Origin of the sequence: Ferrimonas sp. SCSIO 43195 (assembly GCF_023716685.1) — a bacterium.
In the GTDB taxonomy this organism is placed as follows: domain Bacteria; phylum Pseudomonadota; class Gammaproteobacteria; order Enterobacterales; family Shewanellaceae; genus Ferrimonas; species Ferrimonas kyonanensis.
Window position 1 is genome coordinate 722,704 of record NZ_CP072679.1, and the last position, 18,358, is coordinate 741,061.

At 54.5% G+C, this 18,358-nt stretch carries 14 protein-coding genes, 1 tRNA gene and 3 rRNA genes; 12 read left to right on the forward strand and 6 right to left on the reverse strand.

Annotation, left to right across the window (positions count from 1 at the left end):
• Window positions 1-110 precede the first annotated feature (110 nt).
• From rluD to rimI, 12 genes are all read left to right on the forward strand, one after another.
• On the forward strand, window positions 111-1,082 hold the full coding sequence (gene rluD, locus J8Z22_RS03450) for a 23S rRNA pseudouridine(1911/1915/1917) synthase RluD (RefSeq protein ID WP_252008778.1): 972 nt from the start codon (window positions 111-113) through the stop codon (window positions 1,080-1,082).
• Window positions 1,082-1,804, forward strand: a complete 723-nt coding sequence (gene pgeF, locus J8Z22_RS03455; protein WP_252008780.1) for a peptidoglycan editing factor PgeF — start codon at window positions 1,082-1,084, stop codon at window positions 1,802-1,804. Before rluD ends, pgeF begins: the two co-directional genes overlap by 1 nt.
• A 77-nt stretch (window positions 1,805-1,881) precedes the next feature.
• Window positions 1,882-4,458 (forward strand): ATP-dependent chaperone ClpB, encoded by a 2,577-nt coding sequence (clpB, locus tag J8Z22_RS03460; protein ID WP_028114143.1) that lies wholly within the window; start codon window positions 1,882-1,884, stop codon window positions 4,456-4,458.
• 121 nt (window positions 4,459-4,579) lie between these two features.
• A complete protein-coding gene (locus J8Z22_RS03465; RefSeq protein ID WP_252008783.1) occupies window positions 4,580-4,903 on the forward strand; it encodes a hypothetical protein in 324 nt (107 codons plus the stop codon).
• A gap of 566 nt (window positions 4,904-5,469) precedes the next feature.
• A 16S ribosomal RNA gene (locus J8Z22_RS03470) occupies window positions 5,470-7,026 on the forward strand.
• Between the two features lie 360 nt (window positions 7,027-7,386).
• A 23S ribosomal RNA gene (locus J8Z22_RS03475) occupies window positions 7,387-10,276 on the forward strand.
• 94 nt (window positions 10,277-10,370) lie between these two features.
• Window positions 10,371-10,485: ribosomal RNA gene (rrf, locus tag J8Z22_RS03480) — 5S ribosomal RNA — on the forward strand.
• The 16S, 23S and 5S rRNA genes sit together here, the layout of an rRNA operon.
• A 959-nt stretch (window positions 10,486-11,444) precedes the next feature.
• Window positions 11,445-11,618 (forward strand): hypothetical protein, encoded by a 174-nt coding sequence (locus J8Z22_RS03485; RefSeq protein ID WP_156897081.1) that lies wholly within the window; start codon window positions 11,445-11,447, stop codon window positions 11,616-11,618.
• A 121-nt stretch (window positions 11,619-11,739) separates the two neighbouring features.
• Window positions 11,740-11,816: transfer RNA gene (locus J8Z22_RS03490), tRNA-Trp, on the forward strand.
• A gap of 123 nt (window positions 11,817-11,939) precedes the next feature.
• Window positions 11,940-12,446 (forward strand): GNAT family N-acetyltransferase, encoded by a 507-nt coding sequence (locus tag J8Z22_RS03495; protein ID WP_252008785.1) that lies wholly within the window; start codon window positions 11,940-11,942, stop codon window positions 12,444-12,446.
• On the forward strand, window positions 12,443-12,802 hold the full coding sequence (locus tag J8Z22_RS03500; RefSeq protein ID WP_028114138.1) for a hypothetical protein: 360 nt from the start codon (window positions 12,443-12,445) through the stop codon (window positions 12,800-12,802). The genes J8Z22_RS03495 and J8Z22_RS03500 overlap by 4 nt, the downstream gene beginning before the upstream one ends.
• Window positions 12,799-13,248 (forward strand): ribosomal protein S18-alanine N-acetyltransferase, encoded by a 450-nt coding sequence (rimI, locus tag J8Z22_RS03505; protein ID WP_035416085.1) that lies wholly within the window; start codon window positions 12,799-12,801, stop codon window positions 13,246-13,248. The genes J8Z22_RS03500 and rimI overlap by 4 nt, the downstream gene beginning before the upstream one ends.
• A 38-nt stretch (window positions 13,249-13,286) precedes the next feature.
• Here rimI and lipA read toward each other — a convergent pair whose 3' ends face one another.
• The 6 genes from lipA to mltB all read right to left on the reverse strand — a co-directional run bounded on the left by lipA (window position 13,287) and on the right by mltB (window position 18,355).
• Window positions 13,287-14,255, reverse strand: coding sequence for a lipoyl synthase (lipA, locus tag J8Z22_RS03510; RefSeq protein WP_028114136.1), 969 nt, complete (start codon window positions 14,253-14,255; stop codon window positions 13,287-13,289).
• Window positions 14,248-14,901, reverse strand: a complete 654-nt coding sequence (gene lipB / locus J8Z22_RS03515) for a lipoyl(octanoyl) transferase LipB (RefSeq protein ID WP_028114135.1) — start codon at window positions 14,899-14,901, stop codon at window positions 14,248-14,250. The genes lipA and lipB overlap by 8 nt, the downstream gene beginning before the upstream one ends.
• Window positions 14,902-14,975: 74 nt before the next feature.
• Complete coding sequence (gene ybeD, locus J8Z22_RS03520; RefSeq protein WP_028114134.1) at window positions 14,976-15,239, reverse strand: DUF493 family protein YbeD; 264 nt, start codon at window positions 15,237-15,239, stop codon at window positions 14,976-14,978.
• A gap of 122 nt (window positions 15,240-15,361) precedes the next feature.
• Window positions 15,362-16,531, reverse strand: a complete 1,170-nt coding sequence (locus J8Z22_RS03525; protein ID WP_028114133.1) for a D-alanyl-D-alanine carboxypeptidase family protein — start codon at window positions 16,529-16,531, stop codon at window positions 15,362-15,364.
• Between the two features lie 95 nt (window positions 16,532-16,626).
• The gene (locus tag J8Z22_RS03530; RefSeq protein WP_035416082.1) at window positions 16,627-17,418 is read right to left on the reverse strand and encodes a septal ring lytic transglycosylase RlpA family protein; all 792 of its coding nucleotides are present in this window, start codon (window positions 17,416-17,418) and stop codon (window positions 16,627-16,629) included.
• On the reverse strand, window positions 17,402-18,355 hold the full coding sequence (gene mltB / locus J8Z22_RS03535) for a lytic murein transglycosylase B (protein WP_028114131.1): 954 nt from the start codon (window positions 18,353-18,355) through the stop codon (window positions 17,402-17,404). Before mltB ends, J8Z22_RS03530 begins: the two co-directional genes overlap by 17 nt.
• Between the last annotated feature and the right edge of the window lie 3 nt (window positions 18,356-18,358).

Below are 18,358 nucleotides of genomic sequence, written 5' to 3' on the forward strand. Positions count from 1 at the left end.
TCCTTATCATTGTCGTGAAGTTCTGATGCAAAAAGAGATAAAATTGCAGTTGGAGCGATTCTATCAGAACTGCGAGTGATTTCGAGCTTTTACAGCTGGATCGAGAGTATATGACCCAACACGTTGAATTAAATGGCGTATTTAACGATACGCACCTTGGTATGCGGTTAGACCAGGCGTTAGCCGATCTGTTCCCAGATTATTCCCGCAGTCGCATCAAGGAGTGGATCCTGGCTGGTAACGTCAGTCTGGACCAAGAAGTGGTGACCCGGCCCCGGGAAAAGGTGCTGGTGGATCAGGCGGTCTCCGTGCGTGCCACTCTGGAGGAGGAGGTCAGCTCCAAACCCCAGGATATCGCTCTGGACATCGTGTACGAAGATGACCACATCCTGGTGATCAATAAAACCGCCGATCTGGTGGTGCACCCTGGTGCCGGCAATGGCGATGGCACCATATTGAATGCGTTGCTGTTCCATTGTCCGGAGATTGCCAACGTACCACGGGCGGGCATTGTGCACCGACTGGATAAAGACACAACCGGCTTGATGGTGGTGGCCAAAACGGTGCCAGCGCAAACCCATCTGGTGGCCCAGTTGCAGGCGCGGGAGATTACCCGTGAGTATGAGGCCATTGCTCACGGTACCCTGACTGCCGGCGGCCTGGTGGACGCCAACATTGGCCGTCATCCGCAGAAGCGGACCCACATGGCGGTGACGGAGATTGGCAAGCCTGCGGTTACCCATTATCGCATTGCCGAGAAGTTCCGTTCGCACACCCGTTTGCGTCTGCGCCTGGAAACCGGTCGTACTCACCAGATTCGCGTGCACATGGCCCACATTAAGCACCCCCTGGTTGGTGACCCCCTGTATCAAGGCCGTCCTCGTCCGACTAAGGGCGCTACCGAGGCACTGCAACAGGTGCTTAAGGGCTTCCGCCGTCAGGCGTTGCACGCGGTAAAACTGGAGCTGGAACATCCGGTGACCAGCGAGTGGATGCAGTGGTATGCCCCGGTTCCTGAGGATATGCTGCAGTTGACCGAAGCGCTGCGACAGGACACCGCCGAGCGAGGCATGGAGTACTGATGTGGCACGTCCCTGATTGGGTGCTTCCCGATGGCGTGCGCGCCGTTTATACCGATCGGATTGGCGGAGACTCTTTGCCGCCATTCGATGGGTTTAATTTGGGAGCGCACGTTGGGGATGCTGTGGCTGCGGTCGATGCCAATCGCCACAGGCTGGTGCGGGGATTGGGGCTGCAACAGCCGGTGCAGTGGCTGGAGCAGGTGCACGGCACCGATGTGGTCACCCTGCCGGCAACGGCAGCGCTACCGGTGGCAGACGCTGCCTTTAGTTGCCAGAACGGCATCGCTTGTGCGGTGATGACGGCGGACTGTCTGCCGGTGTTGCTGTGCAATGAGGCTGGCACCCAAGTAGCCGCCGCTCATGCTGGCTGGCGTGGGTTGTGTGATGGTGTGCTGGAGTCGGTGCTGTCGGAGTTTGAATGTCCGGGGGCGGCGATTCGAGCCTGGATTGGCCCGGCCATCGGCCCACAAGCGTTTGAGGTAGGCAGCGATGTGCGCCAGCAGTTTATGGCGGTGGATGCTGAGGCGGCGACGGCCTTCAAAGTTCACGGAGATCGCTATCTTGCCGACCTGCCTCGGCTGGCGCAGCAGCGCCTTAACCGATTGGGGGTGAACCGGGTTACCCTCAGCGGTCTGTGTACCTATCAACACCCGGAACGCTTTTTCTCTTACCGTCGTGATGGCCGCTGTGGTCGTCAGGCGTCCCTTATCTGGCTGGATTGATTCAGTTCCTGCGCTTGAAATTTGCCCGAGTCGTACCCATCTCTGCTTTGTGTAAGGCAGTTTTTGGAGAGTAGGGTATGCGTCTTGATCGACTGACCAACAAATTTCAGGTAGCCATTTCTGATGCGCAGTCACTGGCTTTGGGCCGTGATCATCAATACATCGAGCCTGAGCACTTGATGCTGGCGTTGTTGAATCAGGACGGCGGAACCGTACGCCCATTGCTGGCGGGATCCGGCGTGGATGTTCACGCGCTGAGATCCAAGTTAACCGAAGCGCTGGATAGGATGGCGAAAGTCTCCGGAACCGGCGGCGACGTGCAGCTGTCCCGTCATCTGGTGGCGATTCTGAATCTTTGCGACAAATCATCCCAAAAGCGCAAAGATCAATTTATCTCCAGCGAGTTATTCTTGCTGGCGGTGCTGGAACGAGGCGATGCTTTGGGGGAAACCCTGAAACAGATGGGGGCCAACGCCGATAAGATTGAAGCGGGCATTGAGAAGTTGAGAGCGGGTCACACCGTGGAGGATGCCAATGCCGAGGATCAGCGTCAGGCATTGTCCAAGTACACCATCGACCTCACCGAGCGTGCCGAAGCGGGCAAGTTGGATCCGGTGATCGGACGGGATGATGAGATTCGACGCACCATTCAGGTGTTGCAGCGACGCACCAAGAATAACCCGGTAATGATCGGTGAACCCGGTGTGGGTAAGACCGCCATCGTCGAAGGCCTGGCTCAGCGGATCATTAATGGCGAAGTCCCTGAGGGCCTGAAAGGAAAGCGGGTGCTATCCCTGGATATGGGAGCCTTGCTGGCCGGGGCCAAATACCGCGGTGAGTTCGAAGAGCGCCTGAAAGCGGTATTGAATGAGCTGTCCCAGGAAGAGGGGCAGATCATCCTGTTTATCGATGAGTTACATACCATGGTCGGTGCGGGCAAATCCGATGGTGCCATGGACGCCGGTAATATGTTGAAGCCGGCGCTGGCCCGGGGGGAACTGCACTGTGTCGGTGCCACTACCCTAGATGAATACCGTCAATACATCGAAAAGGACGCCGCACTGGAGCGACGTTTTCAGAAGGTGCTGATTGAGGAGCCGAGTGTCGAGGACACCATCGCCATTTTGCGCGGCCTTAAAGAGCGTTACGAACTGCACCATAGTGTTGAGATTACCGACCCGGCCATTGTGGCCGCGGCAACCCTATCGCACCGTTATGTGTCCGATCGGCAACTGCCGGACAAGGCCATCGACTTGATTGATGAGGCGGCCTCCTCCATTCGAATGCAGATCGATTCCAAGCCGGAAAACCTGGATCGGCTCGAGCGTAAGATCATTCAGTTGAAGTTGGAGGATCAGGCGCTGGTCAAAGAGGAAGATGAAGCCAGTAAGAAGCGGTTGCAGTTGTTGCGGGAGCAGCTTGGTGAGTTGGAGAAGGAATACCTGGAGCTGGAAGAGGTCTGGAAGACCGAAAAGGCGGCTCTGGCAGGGACTCAGCACATCAAGACGGCACTGGAACAGGCTAGGCAGAATCTTGAAGTCGCGAAACGGGCCGGTGATCTTAGCCGAATGTCGGAGCTTCAGTATGGCCGCATTCCTGAGCTGGAGAAGCAGTTGGATCTGGCGGCCCAGGCCGAGATGCAGGACATGAGCTTGCTGAAGAACAAGGTCACCGATGTTGAGATTGCCGATGTGCTGTCCCGGGCGACCGGTATTCCGGTATCAAAGATGCTGGAGGGAGAGCGAGACAAACTGCTGAAGATGGAATCGGCGCTGCATGGCCGGGTGATTGGTCAGGAAGAAGCGGTTGGGGCGGTGGCCAATGCCATCCGCCGCAGTCGTGCCGGTCTGTCGGATCCGAAACGTCCTATCGGCTCATTCCTGTTCCTTGGGCCTACCGGGGTGGGTAAGACCGAGTTGTGCAAATCTCTGGCTCAATTCTTGTTTGATACCGATGAGGCGATGATTCGCATCGACATGTCCGAGTTTATGGAAAAGCACTCGGTCGCCCGACTGGTGGGTGCGCCTCCCGGCTACGTAGGCTATGAGGAAGGCGGCTACCTGACCGAGGCGGTGCGGCGTAAGCCTTACTCGGTGATCCTGCTGGATGAAGTGGAAAAAGCCCATCCAGACGTGTTCAATATTCTGTTGCAGGTGCTGGATGATGGTCGCCTGACTGACGGCCAGGGGCGGACGGTGGACTTCCGCAATACCGTGGTCATTATGACCTCCAATTTGGGATCCGATGTGATTCAGCATCAGGCCCAGTCTGGCGGTGACTATGAAGGCATGAAGCATGCGGTCATGGACGTGCTGAGTCAGACCTTCAGGCCGGAATTCCTAAACCGAATCGATGAGACCGTGGTGTTTCATCCTCTGGCTCAGGAGCACATCAAGGCGATTGCCCGGATTCAGTTGCAGTTGTTAACACGTCGACTGGCTGAAAAAGAGTATCAGCTTGAGATCAGTGAAGAGGCATTAGGGCTGATTGCCGAAGCCGGATTTGATCCGGTTTATGGAGCCAGGCCGCTGAAACGTTCCATTCAACAGCGGCTGGAAAACCCTCTTGCTCAGGCGATTCTCAGTGGCCGCCTGTTGCCGGGCAAACCGATAACTCTCCACCGTTCTGAGCAAGGGTTTGAGTTCCAGCAGTAACTGTAACGGCTGAACCATTCAACTTATTCCGTCGTAGCATAGGTATCGGGGCTTTTGGTCTAAAAGAGAAGCCCCGGTACTGCTATCTATTCAGATAGGCGAGCTAACGGATGGAGTAGTTATGAAAACGGTTAACTGGGTTCTAGTGGGGTTGCTGTTCAGTGCGGCGGCTGGTGCCAATCATTATGGGGTGCGATTATCAGAGTTGGCACAGTCTTCGGTGCCTCAGCCTCAGGTTATTGCTCAGGCCGATACTCAAGAAGCTTTGCTCAGTCAGTTGCAGCAACAATCCGAAACCATGGAGATCAACCAGCTTCTGGCAGAGCAGCCGACGGCGGCAGGCGGAGAGCAGAAGTTACGACAGAAGCGGGTCGTCGATCGTTGTTACCACAGTGTTCAGGCCGTTGCCTGTTCCACTAAAGTGGTTTACCAATTGATCGAGTGATTTTTCTGGCGGTGAGGTTTATTGAGAGTCTGGCATGAGAAGGCCAACCTTTATGCTCAATAGTTATAAGCTTCAGGCATCGGCCTGAAGCTTCCTGTCCTAAACTGTATGTCCCGGCAGCAAAAAGCCGCTTTTAAGTCATACCTCTGCTGTGCTGTGGCTTAAAGCTGAGCGGAGTTCGATAACTCTTTGATTCGATTGCTGTGAATTTGAGCGTTCAACCCCGTTGGAGTGAAATCGACTTGACTCTGTTTAGGATTCGAGTAACATAGGCGTCCGCTTCGAAGGGATGGAAGAGATTCTGAAACGGAAAAAGCGACCGTCAATCAAGAGTTTTGAGAAAGTTTAAAATAACGCTTGACGGGAGATGAGGAAAGCGTAATATACGCACCTCGCTTCGCTACTCCAACGAGCTAGCAAGCAACGTTCTTTAACAATTAGTCAGACAATCTGTGTGGGCACTCGCGCAGGATTGATATCTCATATATCAATGTTGCACTGAGTGACTATAACAAGTTAATTCAGTAATTCATTGAGTCGAAGTTTTCGGACTTCAAAAAACTTTTTAATTGAAGAGTTTGATCATGGCTCAGATTGAACGCTGGCGGCAGGCCTAACACATGCAAGTCGAGCGGAAACGACAACAAAGATTCTTCGGATGATTTGTTGGGCGTCGAGCGGCGGACGGGTGAGTAATGCTTAGGAATTTGCCCAGTCGAGGGGGATAACCATTGGAAACGATGGCTAATACCGCATACGCCCTACGGGGGAAAGAGGGGGATGCTTCGGCACCTTTCGCGATTGGATAAGCCTAAGTGAGATTAGCTAGTTGGTGGGGTAAAGGCTCACCAAGGCGACGATCTCTAGCTGGTTTGAGAGGATGATCAGCCACACTGGAACTGAGACACGGTCCAGACTCCTACGGGAGGCAGCAGTGGGGAATATTGCACAATGGGCGCAAGCCTGATGCAGCCATGCCGCGTGTATGAAGAAGGCCTTCGGGTTGTAAAGTACTTTCAGCGAGGAGGAAAGGTTAGTAGTTAATACCTGCTAGCTGTGACGTTACTCGCAGAAGAAGCACCGGCTAACTCCGTGCCAGCAGCCGCGGTAATACGGAGGGTGCGAGCGTTAATCGGAATTACTGGGCGTAAAGCGCATGCAGGCGGTTGATTAAGCGAGATGTGAAAGCCCCGGGCTTAACCTGGGAACTGCATTTCGAACTGGTCAACTAGAGTCTTGTAGAGGGAGGTAGAATTTCAGGTGTAGCGGTGAAATGCGTAGAGATCTGAAGGAATACCAGTGGCGAAGGCGGCCTCCTGGACAAAGACTGACGCTCAGATGCGAAAGCGTGGGGAGCAAACAGGATTAGATACCCTGGTAGTCCACGCCGTAAACGATGTCTATTAGGAGTCTGTGCCCTTGAGGCGTGGGTTCCAAAGCTAACGCATTAAATAGACCGCCTGGGGAGTACGGCCGCAAGGTTAAAACTCAAATGAATTGACGGGGGCCCGCACAAGCGGTGGAGCATGTGGTTTAATTCGATGCAACGCGAAGAACCTTACCATCTCTTGACATCCACGGAAGCTTAGGGAGACCTGAGTGTGCCTTCGGGAACCGTGAGACAGGTGCTGCATGGCTGTCGTCAGCTCGTGTTGTGAAATGTTGGGTTAAGTCCCGCAACGAGCGCAACCCTTGTCCTTAGTTGCCAGCACGTAATGGTGGGAACTCTAGGGAGACTGCCGGTGATAAACCGGAGGAAGGTGGGGACGACGTCAAGTCATCATGGCCCTTACGAGATGGGCTACACACGTGCTACAATGGTCGGTACAAAGGGTTGCCAGCTAGCGATAGTGAGCCAATCCCATAAAGCCGGTCGTAGTCCGGATTGGAGTCTGCAACTCGACTCCATGAAGTCGGAATCGCTAGTAATCGTAGATCAGAATGCTACGGTGAATACGTTCCCGGGCCTTGTACACACCGCCCGTCACACCATGGGAGTGGGCTGCAAAAGAAGTGGGTAGTTTAACCGTTCGCGGAGGACGCTCACCACTTTGTGGTTCATGACTGGGGTGAAGTCGTAACAAGGTAGCCCTAGGGGAACCTGGGGCTGGATCACCTCCTTACGAAACAGATACGGTTTTGCGTTGAGTGTTCACACAGATTGTCTGAAATCATCCTAACGGATGATTTTGGCGTTTTTGCTTTTAGCAAAAACTTGCTCTTTAACAATTTGGACAAGCTGATAAATTTCTCGAGATATTTGCAATTTTTGCAAGTGCCTTGAATATCTGGCGATAAATTAACGTATTGGTTGTTTAATCGTATTAAACAATTTCAGTAGGTTCTGCGCAGGAATTTGCGGCTTAGGCGAGGCGAAAGTCGAGCGAGCGATTGAGTTAACTGTAGTTAATGATTGAGCGAGCGAGAGTTTCAACGACGCATAAGTAGCAAAGACCCAGCAGAAAGACTTATTGGGGTTGTATGGTTAAGTGACTAAGCGTACACGGTGGATGCCTAGGCAGTCAGAGGCGATGAAGGACGTAGTAACTTGCGATAAGCGATGATTAGGCAGTAACAGCCACTTGAGTCATCGATTTCCGAATGGGGAAACCCGGCCACGTAAGTGGTCACTGTGCACTGAATACATAGGTGTATGGAGCGAACCAGGGGAACTGAAACATCTAAGTACCCTGAGGAAAAGAAATCAATTGAGATTCCCTAAGTAGCGGCGAGCGAACGGGGATTAGCCCTTAAGCGTAGAGGGTGTTAGTGGAACGGTCTGGAAAGTCCGGCGATACAGGGTGATAGCCCCGTACACGAAAACTAACTTTGCGTGAAATCGAGTAGGACGGGACACGTGATATCTTGTCTGAACATGGGGGGACCATCCTCCAAGGCTAAATACTCCTGACTGACCGATAGTGAACCAGTACCGTGAGGGAAAGGCGAAAAGAACCCCTGTGAGGGGAGTGAAATAGAACCTGAAACCGTGTACGTACAAGCAGTGGGAGCCGACTTGTTCGGTGACTGCGTACCTTTTGTATAATGGGTCAGCGACTTACATTTTGTAGCGAGGTTAACCGCATAGGGGAGCCGTAGGGAAACCGAGTCTTAACTGGGCGAATGAGTTGCAAGGTGTAGACCCGAAACCCGGTGATCTATCCATGAGCAGGTTGAAGGTTGGGTAACACCAACTGGAGGACCGAACCCACTAATGTTGCAAAATTAGGGGATGACTTGTGGATAGGGGTGAAAGGCCAATCAAACCGGGAGATAGCTGGTTCTCCTCGAAAGCTATTTAGGTAGCGCCTCGTATCTCACCATTGGGGGTAGAGCACTGTTAAGGCTAGGGGGTCATCCCGACTTACCAACCCTTTGCAAACTCCGAATACCAATGAGTGCAATTACGGGAGACACACGGCGGGTGCTAACGTCCGTCGTGGAGAGGGAAACAACCCAGACCGCCAGCTAAGGTCCCAAAGTTCTAGTTAAGTGGGAAACGATGTGGAAAGGCTCAGACAGCCAGGATGTTGGCTTAGAAGCAGCCATCATTTAAAGAAAGCGTAATAGCTCACTGGTCGAGTCGGTCTGCGCGGAAGATGTAACGGGGCTAAACTAGACACCGAAGCTGCGGATGCACACTAGTTGTGCATGGTAGAGGAGCGTTCTGTAAGCGGTTGAAGGTGTGTCGAGAGGCATGCTGGACGTATCAGAAGTGCGAATGCTGACATGAGTAACGTTAAAGCGGGTGAAAAACCCGCTCGCCGGAAGACCAAGGGTTCCTGTCCAACGTTAATCGGGGCAGGGTGAGTCGACCCCTAAGGCGAGGCCGAAAGGCGTAGTCGATGGGAAACGGGTTAATATTCCCGTACTTCTTCTTACTGCGATGGAGTGACGGAGAAGGCTAGGCCAGCGCACTATCGGATGTGCGTTTAAGGTTGTAGGCTGTGTGTTTAGGCAAATCCGGACACACATTAGGCTGAGAGCTGATGACGAGGTGCTACGGCACTGAAGTGGTTGATGCCATGCTTCCAGGAAAAACTTCTAAGCTTCAGGTAAGAAGGAATCGTACCCCAAACCAACACTGGTGGTCAGGTAGAGAATACCAAGGCGCTTGAGAGAACTCGGGTGAAGGAACTAGGCAAAATGGTACCGTAACTTCGGGAGAAGGTACGCCGCTGACGGTGATGGAACTTGCTTCCTAAGCTGTTGGCGGTCGCAGATACCAGGTGGCTGCAACTGTTTATCAAAAACACAGCACTGTGCAAACTCGTAAGAGGACGTATACGGTGTGACGCCTGCCCGGTGCCGGAAGGTTAATTGATGGGGTTACTCTTCGGAGGAAGCTCTTGATCGAAGCCCCGGTAAACGGCGGCCGTAACTATAACGGTCCTAAGGTAGCGAAATTCCTTGTCGGGTAAGTTCCGACCTGCACGAATGGCGTAATGATGGCCACGCTGTCTCCACCCGAGACTCAGTGAAATTGAAATTGCGGTGAAGATGCCGTATACCCGCGGCTAGACGGAAAGACCCCGTGAACCTTTACTACAGCTTGGCACTGAACATTGACCCTACATGTGTAGGATAGGTGGGAGGCTTTGAAACCATGTCGCTAGATGTGGTGGAGCCGACCTTGAAATACCACCCTTGTAGTGTTGATGTTCTAACTTAGGCCCCTGAATCGGGGTTGAGGACAGTGCCTGGTGGGTAGTTTGACTGGGGCGGTCTCCTCCCAAAGAGTAACGGAGGAGCACGAAGGTTGGCTAAGTATGGTCGGACATCATACGGTTAGTGCAATGGCATAAGCCAGCTTAACTGCGAGACAGACACGTCGAGCAGGTACGAAAGTAGGTCATAGTGATCCGGTGGTTCTGCATGGAAGGGCCATCGCTCAACGGATAAAAGGTACTCCGGGGATAACAGGCTGATACCGCCCAAGAGTTCATATCGACGGCGGTGTTTGGCACCTCGATGTCGGCTCATCACATCCTGGGGCTGAAGTCGGTCCCAAGGGTATGGCTGTTCGCCATTTAAAGTGGTACGCGAGCTGGGTTCAGAACGTCGTGAGACAGTTCGGTCCCTATCTGCCGTGGGCGTTTGAGAATTGAGAGGAGCTGCTCCTAGTACGAGAGGACCGGAGTGGACGAACCTCTGGTGTTCCGGTTGTCACGCCAGTGGCATTGCCGGGTAGCTAAGTTCGGAATCGATAACCGCTGAAAGCATCTAAGCGGGAAGCGAGCCTCAAGATGAGTTCTCACTGGGACTTTAAGTCCCCTGAAGGGCCGTGGAAGACTACCACGTTGATAGGCAAGGTGTGTAAGCGTTGTGAGGCGTTGAGCTAACTTGTACTAATGACCCGTGAGGCTTAACCATACAACACCCAATGGGTTTTGATATCCCAGATAGTTAAGCGCTTGCAAGAATGCAAACGAGAAAATCAGCTTGTGCGAATTGATAACAGTTTTTGTCTGACGACAATAGCGCTGTGGCCCCACCTGATCCCATGCCGAACTCAGAAGTGAAACACAGTAGCGCCGATGGTAGTGTGGGAGTTCCCATGTGAGAGTAGGTCATCGTCAGACTCCCATTAAGAGAAAAGCCCGTTCCGAAAGGAACGGGCTTTTTTCGTTTTTGTGGTTTTAAAAGCCGCTGGGTACCCGCGTGCGCGGGCACGACGGGGTCGTAGTTGGCGTTTTGCGAACTTGATGCAGATGGCGACCACTAACCCTGCCGCCCGCACAACTCTTCAACCGTGTCGCCCTTGCGAACGCGAGGGGCCAGTGTCTTTGGTTTGAGTACGGTGAATGAAAGCCGCTGGGTACCCGCGTGCGCGGGCACGACGGAGGGTCGTAGTTGACGCTTTGCGAACTTGATGCAGATGGCGACCACTAACCCTGCCGCCCGCACAACTCTTCAACCGTGTCGCCCTTGCGAACGCGAGGGGCCAGTGTCTTGGTTTTGAGTACGGTGAATGAAAGCCACTGGTACCCGCGTGCGCGGGCACGACGGAGGGATGGTTAGGGTACGTTCGCAACGACTAGCATCGAGCTCTACCGATACCTTAATCACTGCCCGTTTACTACCAACCCTGCTAACAGCACCGTCGCTCATTGCGAACGCGAGGGCTCAGTGTCTTTAGTTTAAGTACGGTGAATGGAAGCCACTGGGTACCCGCGTGCGCGGCCACGACGGAAGGATGGTTAGGGTACGTTCGCAACGACTAGCACCGATCTTTGCCGATACCTTAATCACTGCCCGTTTACCACCAACCCTGCCAACAGCACCGTCGCTCATTGCGAACGCGAGGGGCCAGTGTCTTTGGTTTTTAGTACGGTGAATAAAAGTCACTGGGTACCCGCGTGCGCGGCCACGATGGAAGGAGAGGCGGTGAGTCGTTTGTTTGCTCAGGTTCACTCGAGGGATAAAAAGCGGGGCGTCTTAGACTTTGGTCAAATGGTCTATGCTTGGGGAAGGTGGTATATCTTGTCGCCAGTGGTTCTCTTTGTATTGATGCTGTGACAAGGAATGAGGAAAGGTAGCGATGAATGAATTTGAAAATGCGCCGGAAACATCCGCTGAATCCATGGGCGAGCGTGAGCATTGGCGTTCTGGGCAACTGGGCCGTCAGTTAGTGGCGATTCTTGAAGACAGTTACGAGCAGGACGCGGACAGCGATTCTCTGCACAAACCCAGAGTGGATGTCTCTCGCGGCTAAGGATAAGTGGGCATTTGCCAGCTTTTGAGTCAGATTGCTGGATACTTGGTCAGTCGGCTCACTTTCAACGAAAAAGAACTTTACCTTTCGACCTGGGAACGTATAATTCACCTCGTTCGCTAGGGGTGTAGTTCCAATTGGTAGAACAGCGGTCTCCAAAACCGATGGTTGCGGGTTCGAGTCCTGCCACCCCTGCCACATTAAGAATCGGCCCGCAGAGTAATCTGCGGGCCGTTTTCGTATCTGCACTGCCGCGTTATTACCTATCCTATTTCATTGGTATACACTGAGTCTCCTTGTGATGATGTCAGTGTGTTGGTTATGCCTAAACTCTCTATTCGACCGATGATAAGCCGTGATTTGGCTCAGGTCGCCGAACTCTATCGCCAGCGCAGTTGCGTCGAGAACTCGTTGCACACGCCTTTTATCTCTGAAGATGAGTGGCGCAACCGGGTGCTGCATATGGGCAATGATTTGCAGTGTCTGGTGGCCTGTATCGATGAACAGTTGGTGGGACACTGTTGCTTAACCACTTACCAGAATGAACCTAGGCGCCGCCATGCTGCAACGGTGGGGGTGGTGGTGGATCAGTCGTACCGACGGCAGGGGATTGCCCGCGCCATGCTGGAAGAGATGATCGACACCTGCGACAACTGGCTCGGTGTGACCAGAATTGAGCTTGAGGTGTTTGTCAGCAACCCGGGTGCTATCGCGCTGTACCGTCAGTTAGGTTTTGCAGAAGAGGGAACAATGCGCCACTATGCGTATCGCAATGGCATCCTGGAGGATGCGGTTATCATGGCGAGGAATCAGGAGACGGTGGCGTGAATCAAAACCAGTTTCGAAGTCGGTGTCTGGGGGCGCTGGGCATTAACCAGTGGCGTTTGAATGCCGAGTATGGCGAAACGTCGAAAGCCGTTTTGCCCAAGCGCGATGAAGCGCTCTGGTGTGTGTTGGGCGCGGATCCTGAAAGTCCATTGTTGCAGGATCTATTGCTGTTGCTTCAGTGTTCGCCGGAAGAGGTGACTCTGGTTAACGAGGGTGACCCATTGAGCCAGGGGCAACGCTTGTTAAGCTTTGGCGTTGAGCACGAGGGCGCTACGATCTCGCTACCGCTGTGGTCTGAGTTGAAGACGGTCAAGGGCAAGCGTCAGGCCTGGCAGGCAATGCAGGAACTGTTATGAGCGTTGAATTTGTTAAGTTGTCGGCGCAGCCAATTGACCAACTGTATGCTATCGAGCAGTCGAGCCATCAATACCCGTGGAGTCAGGCGACGCTGGCCAGTTGCCTGGGCAGCAGTTATCAGGGCGAGGCATTGCAGGTGGATGGCAAACTGGCAGGCTACTACATTACCCATACTGTGGTGGGTGAGGCCACGCTGATGAATATCTGCTTGATACCAGGCCTTAGGGGGCAGGGGCTGGGGAGGCGATTGCTGCAACGAGGATTGGATGAATTGAACCGGCAACAGGCCGAGTGCTGTTTTCTGGAGGTTCGGGCTAACAACGAGTCCGCCCTGGCGCTATATCGTAATATCGGTTTCGTCCAACTCGGCCGCCGCAAGGGCTACTACCCCACCGATGACGGTCGGGAAGATGCAGTGATAATGAGTTACCGCTTTCCCCATTAAAAAAGGAGCCGCCTGGCTCCTTTTTTGTTTCTCAGGCCCTATTTGACCTCTTTTCCCTGAGCCTGCATGTCGGCATGGTAGCTGGAGCGTACCAGAGGGCCACAGGCGGACTGGGTAAAGCCAAGCTGTAGGGAGTGTTCCCTAAGCTCATCAAACTCGGCTGGTGGGACGTAGCGTTCCACTGGCAGGTGGTGGCGACTGGGTTGCAGGTATTGACCCAGGGTCAGCATCTCGACATTGTGATCGCGCAGATCCTGAAGCACCGATTTAATCTCGTCATTGGTTTCACCCAACCCCATCATCAGACCGGATTTGGTTGGAATGGCGGGGTGCATCGCTTTGAAGCGCTTCAGCAGGTCCAGTGACCATTGATAGTTCGCGCCTGGCCGGGCCTTGCGGTATAGCCGAGGGGCGGTTTCCAGGTTGTGGTTGAACACATCTGGCGGCTCGGTGGCCAGAATCTCCAGGGCGCGGTCAATGCGGCCGCGGAAATCCGGTACCAATATTTCAATCTTGATGTGCGGTGACAGTGCTCGAATCTCGCGGATGCAATCGGCAAAATGTTGAGCGCCGCCATCTCGAAGGTCATCGCGATCGACCGAGGTGATTACCACGTACTTGAGCTTCATGTCGCGGATGGTTTCAGCCAGCTTTTTGGCTTCATTGGCATCCGGTTTCAGCGGCCGGCCATGGGCAACGTCGCAGAAGGGGCAGCGGCGGGTGCAGATGGCCCCAAGAATCATGAAGGTCGCAGTGCCATGATTAAAGCACTCGGCCAGGTTGGGGCAGGAAGCTTCTTCGCAGACAGAATGAAGCCCATGCTTTCGCATTGCGCCCTTTACTTCATCAATTTTCTGACTGGATGAGGGCAGTTTTACTCGCAGCCAGTCCGGTTTGCGCAGCATTTTTTCCCGCTCGACCGGCACCACTTTCACCGGAATTCGAGCCAGTTTTTCGGCGTCCCGTAACTTCACGCCTGGTACCAGGCGTTCTGGGCGTTCACTCATGCGGTAATCCTTCTAACAGGGTCAGCTGGGTGTAGCCCAGCTTGTTATAGAATATGTCAGCCAGTCGATCGCCGGCTTCTGAAACCGTTTGTGGGCCGCCGAGATCGGCGGTTTGTACCATCTCCATGCCGGCGTAGCCGCAGGGGTTGATACGAAGAAATGGAGAGGTGTCCATATTGACGTTCAGAGCCAAGCCGTGGAATGAGCAGCCTTTGCGAATGCGCAGCCCCAGGGAGGCCACTTTGCGCTCGTTGACATACACTCCGGGGGCGTCGGCCTTGGCGTAGGCATCAACCTGGTAGGGCGCCAGCAGATCGATCAAGCTGTTCTCAATCTGAGTCACCAGTTGCCGCACGCCAATCCCCAGTCGCTTGATGTTCAGCAGTGGGTAGGCCACCAATTGACCGGGGCCGTGGTAGGTGACCTGACCGCCGCGATCGACCTGTACCACCGGAATGTCGCCGGTGTTGAGCAGGTGTTCGGCCTTGCCAGCTTGACCTTGGGTAAAGACGGGAGCGTGCTCTAACAGCCACAACTCGTCGGCATTATCCTGATTGCGGGTGTCGGTGAAGCGTTGCATCGCCTGCCAGATCGGCTCATAGGGCTGCAGGCCCAGGCGACGCACTATCAGTGTTTTTGCGACCAATCCTTTATCACGCCAAGTTAGGGGAGATTGGTCGCATTATACCTGTGCAAAGTGGAAATGCTAGGTAGATCACATTATAGAACTCGGATTACGCCGTCGATTGCGCCAAGTTCGGTGTACAGGGTTTCCAGCTGTTCTTTGCTGGTGGCGGTGATGTTGATGGTCACTGCGTGGTAACTGCCCTTGCTGCTGGGGCGCACGGTCGGGTGATAGTCGCCAGGGGCGTGGGCTTGAACGACAGCAACTACTTGATCGGGAAGCTGTTCGCTGGCGTGGCCAATGACCTTAAACGGAAAGTGGCAGGGGAACTCTAGCAGTTCGTCAAATTTGGTGTTCATGGTCTAACTCCGGCTCAAAATTACGGCAGCTGGCTTAATGGGGGCCAGTGTATCAAATTTCAAGTATGGCAATGCAAAAGAGGCCTGCGCATGGCAGGCCTCATCAAGGAATTCCGCGGCGCTTAATTGAACCAGCTGGCCACCAGCAGTTTGATGTAATCGATCAACTTGCTGAACCAGGAGCCCTCTTGCACGTCTTGCAGAGCAACCAGCTTGTACTCGGCGATGTCTTTGCCGTCCAGCTGGAAGAAGACTTTACCGACGACCTGGCCTTTGGTCAGGGGGGCTTTCAACTCCTCGGTCAGCTCGAAATTGGCTTCCAGTTTTTCGGCTTGGCCACGGTAGATGGTGACCGGAGTGTCTTCCAGTACGCCCAGGCTGACCTGAGGTTCGCTGCCGTACCAGATCTTATGGCTGATAAACTCATCACCGGCTTTATAAGGGGTCACAGTTTCAAAGAAACGGAAGCCATAGTTAAGCAGTTTCTTGCTTTCTGCTTCGCGGCTGCTGGCGCTCTTGGCACCCATCACCACACTGACCAGTCGCATGCCGCCGCGCTCGGCCGAGGCTACCAGGCTGTAGCCGGCGTTGGCGGTGTGCCCGGTCTTGATGCCGTCCACACCCAGGCTGCGGTCCCACAGCAGGCCGTTGCGGTTGTGCTGGCGAATCTTGTTGAAGGTGAACTCTTTCTCACTGTACAGGGCGTACTCTTCCGGTACGTCCCGAATCAGTGCCTGACCCAGCAACGCCATGTCGTAAGCGGTGGTGAAGTGCTCGGTGGAGTCCAGGCCATGGGCGTTGACGAAGTGGGTATCGACCATGCCCAGTTGGCCGGTCCAGGCATTCATCAGATCGGTGAAGGCGCCTTCGCTGCCGGCAACGTGCTCGGCAATGGCGACACAGGCGTCGTTGCCGGATTGGATAATCATGCCTCGGTTCAGGTCTTCCAGTTTGACCTCTTTGCCCACCTCGATGAACATCTTGGAAGAGTCAGGGAAGTTTTTGGACCAGGCTTTCTTGCTGATTTTAACGTTGTCGGTCAAGGCAACGTTGCCCTGCGCCAACTCCTGACCGAGTACGTAAGAGGTCATCATTTTTGTCAAACTGGCTGGAGCGCGCTTTTCGTAGGCGTTCTCTTCCGCCAGTATCTGACCAGTCTGGAAGTCCATCAGCACATAGGCGGTGGCGTTGACCGTTGGTGCATTGGGAACCACACTGGGCACCGCCAGGGCGGAGGTGGCGAAGAGAAGGCCGGTTACGGCAGACAGCGTTTGCTTGAGTTTATTCATAATGATCTGACTGGAATTCCTATACGTTTGATGCAAATCGAGTGTCGAAACACCGAAAGGGCAGTATATCACTTGACCCCGCCGACCGGAGAAAAGTTTCATTTTGGCTCTAAAGTTTCATAAACCGTGAATGCGCCGTCGTAGCCGTCGTGCTTGAGGGTTTGCAACAGCTGCTGACTCTTGAACGGGTCCTGCAGTGGCCCAAGCTGCAGTTTATACAGTTCCCCCTGGCGAACCAGGCGACTGCCTACCTGATAGTGCTGCTCCAGTTGTTTCGCCAGCTGCATCAGGGCGGCCTCGTTGGAGGCGGCGGTCAGCTGCAGAAACTGTCGGGTGGCCACCTGGGGAAGCATCGGAGCCGGATTGGCTTCGGTGGCCAAGGCCTCAATGCGAACTCGGGCGGTGCCCTGTTTTAGCATGTCCAGATGGTAGGCGGCGGCGTAGGAGAGGTCGATCAGCCTATCGCCGTGGAAGGGGCCTCGGTCATTGGCACGAACAATCACGGTTTTCTGATTGGCCAGGTTGGTGACTTTCAGATAGGTCGGCAGCGGCAACGCTTTGTGGGCGGCGCTGAAGCCATACATGTCGTAGGTTTCACCATTGGAGGTCAGGTGCCCATGGAATTTGGCGCCATACCAGGAGGCGGTGCCCTCCTCCATATAGCCACTGGCACTGGGCATCACTTGATATGACTTTCCCAATACCTGGTAGTTGCGGTTGCCCTGCTTGCTGGGCGGCTCATACCTGGGTTTGGGCTGCTCCAGTTGACTGACGTCCGGTGCGTTGTTCGGCGCCCGGTCCTGGTCCATGTGGTAGCGGCCACTGCTGCAGCCGACCATCAGCAAGACAGGCAGCAGCAGTAGACAAAGCCGATTATTGATAGAAGCCATCGTGTAACCGTTGTGAGAACTCATGGGCCGCCATGGCATACAGCGGGCTGCGATTGTAGCGGGTGATGGTGTAGAAGTTACTGGAGACCTGATAGGCCTGCTGTTGCTCTTCTGCACTCTGCAGCATCAGAATGGCGGCGGTGTCGGATTCGGGGCCGGAGACGTTGACACCTTTGGCTTTCAGTTGGGCCACGGTGGTGGTCAACGGCTTGCCCTGCCAGCTGTCCGCGGCGGCCAATGTTATCGACGGGGTGTCGATGGCGTGCGCCACCGGGCCGCCCAGGCGCCATTTGTGCTTGGCGAAGTAGTTGGCCACGCTGCCGATGGCATCGACCGGGTTGTTAAGCAAGTCCCGCTTTCCGTCGCCGTCGAAGTCCACCGCATAGGCCAGGTAACTGGAGGGGATAAACTGACCCCAGCCCATGGCGCCGGCATAGGAGCCTTTGACCTCGGTCAGGGACCAGCCTTCCTGTTGGGCCAGTTTAAGGTAGTGCCCCAGCTCCGAGGAGAAGAACTTGGCCCGCTTCGGGTAGTAGAACCCGAGCGTGTAGAGGGCGTTGAGCACCGGGTAGCGACCAGTAAACTGGCCATAGCGGGTTTCGATGCCGATGATGGCGACGATCATGGCGGCGTCGACGCCGTATTGCTGTTCCGCCCGGGCCAGAGTGTCCTGGTGAGTTTTCCAGAAGGCTAGGCCATCATCGAGTCGCTCCTGGGTCAGGAACAGCTGCCGGTATTGGTACCAGGGTTTGGCTTCCCAAGGGGTGGAGATGGCGGTTAATACCTCAGGGTCTTTTTCAGCCTGGGCCAGGGCCTGATTCAGGTAGTCGGGGCTGAGACCTTTAGCGGTCCAGTCCTCAACGAATTGCTGTTGTGGTGTGGTTGCGTGTGCGGCACTGCAGAGCAGCAGTGCCGGAATCAGGAGCCTTTTTGCCATCCT

Excerpts from the sequence above, each read along its gene's own strand:
- rluD (WP_252008778.1), top strand. The coding sequence starts at position 111 with ATGACCCAACACGTTGAATTAAATGGCGTATTTAACGATACGCACCTT.
- pgeF (WP_252008780.1), top strand. The coding sequence starts at position 1,082 with ATGTGGCACGTCCCTGATTGGGTGCTTCCCGATGGCGTGCGCGCCGTT.
- clpB (WP_028114143.1), top strand. The coding sequence starts at position 1,882 with ATGCGTCTTGATCGACTGACCAACAAATTTCAGGTAGCCATTTCTGAT.
- J8Z22_RS03465 (WP_252008783.1), top strand. The coding sequence starts at position 4,580 with ATGAAAACGGTTAACTGGGTTCTAGTGGGGTTGCTGTTCAGTGCGGCG.
- J8Z22_RS03485 (WP_156897081.1), top strand. The coding sequence starts at position 11,445 with ATGAATGAATTTGAAAATGCGCCGGAAACATCCGCTGAATCCATGGGC.
- J8Z22_RS03495 (WP_252008785.1), top strand. The coding sequence starts at position 11,940 with ATGCCTAAACTCTCTATTCGACCGATGATAAGCCGTGATTTGGCTCAG.
- rimI (WP_035416085.1), top strand. The coding sequence starts at position 12,799 with ATGAGCGTTGAATTTGTTAAGTTGTCGGCGCAGCCAATTGACCAACTG.
- lipA (WP_028114136.1), bottom strand. The coding sequence starts at position 14,255 with ATGAGTGAACGCCCAGAACGCCTGGTACCAGGCGTGAAGTTACGGGAC.
- ybeD (WP_028114134.1), bottom strand. The coding sequence starts at position 15,239 with ATGAACACCAAATTTGACGAACTGCTAGAGTTCCCCTGCCACTTTCCG.
- J8Z22_RS03530 (WP_035416082.1), bottom strand. The coding sequence starts at position 17,418 with ATGGCTTCTATCAATAATCGGCTTTGTCTACTGCTGCTGCCTGTCTTG.
- mltB (WP_028114131.1), bottom strand. The coding sequence starts at position 18,355 with ATGGCAAAAAGGCTCCTGATTCCGGCACTGCTGCTCTGCAGTGCCGCA.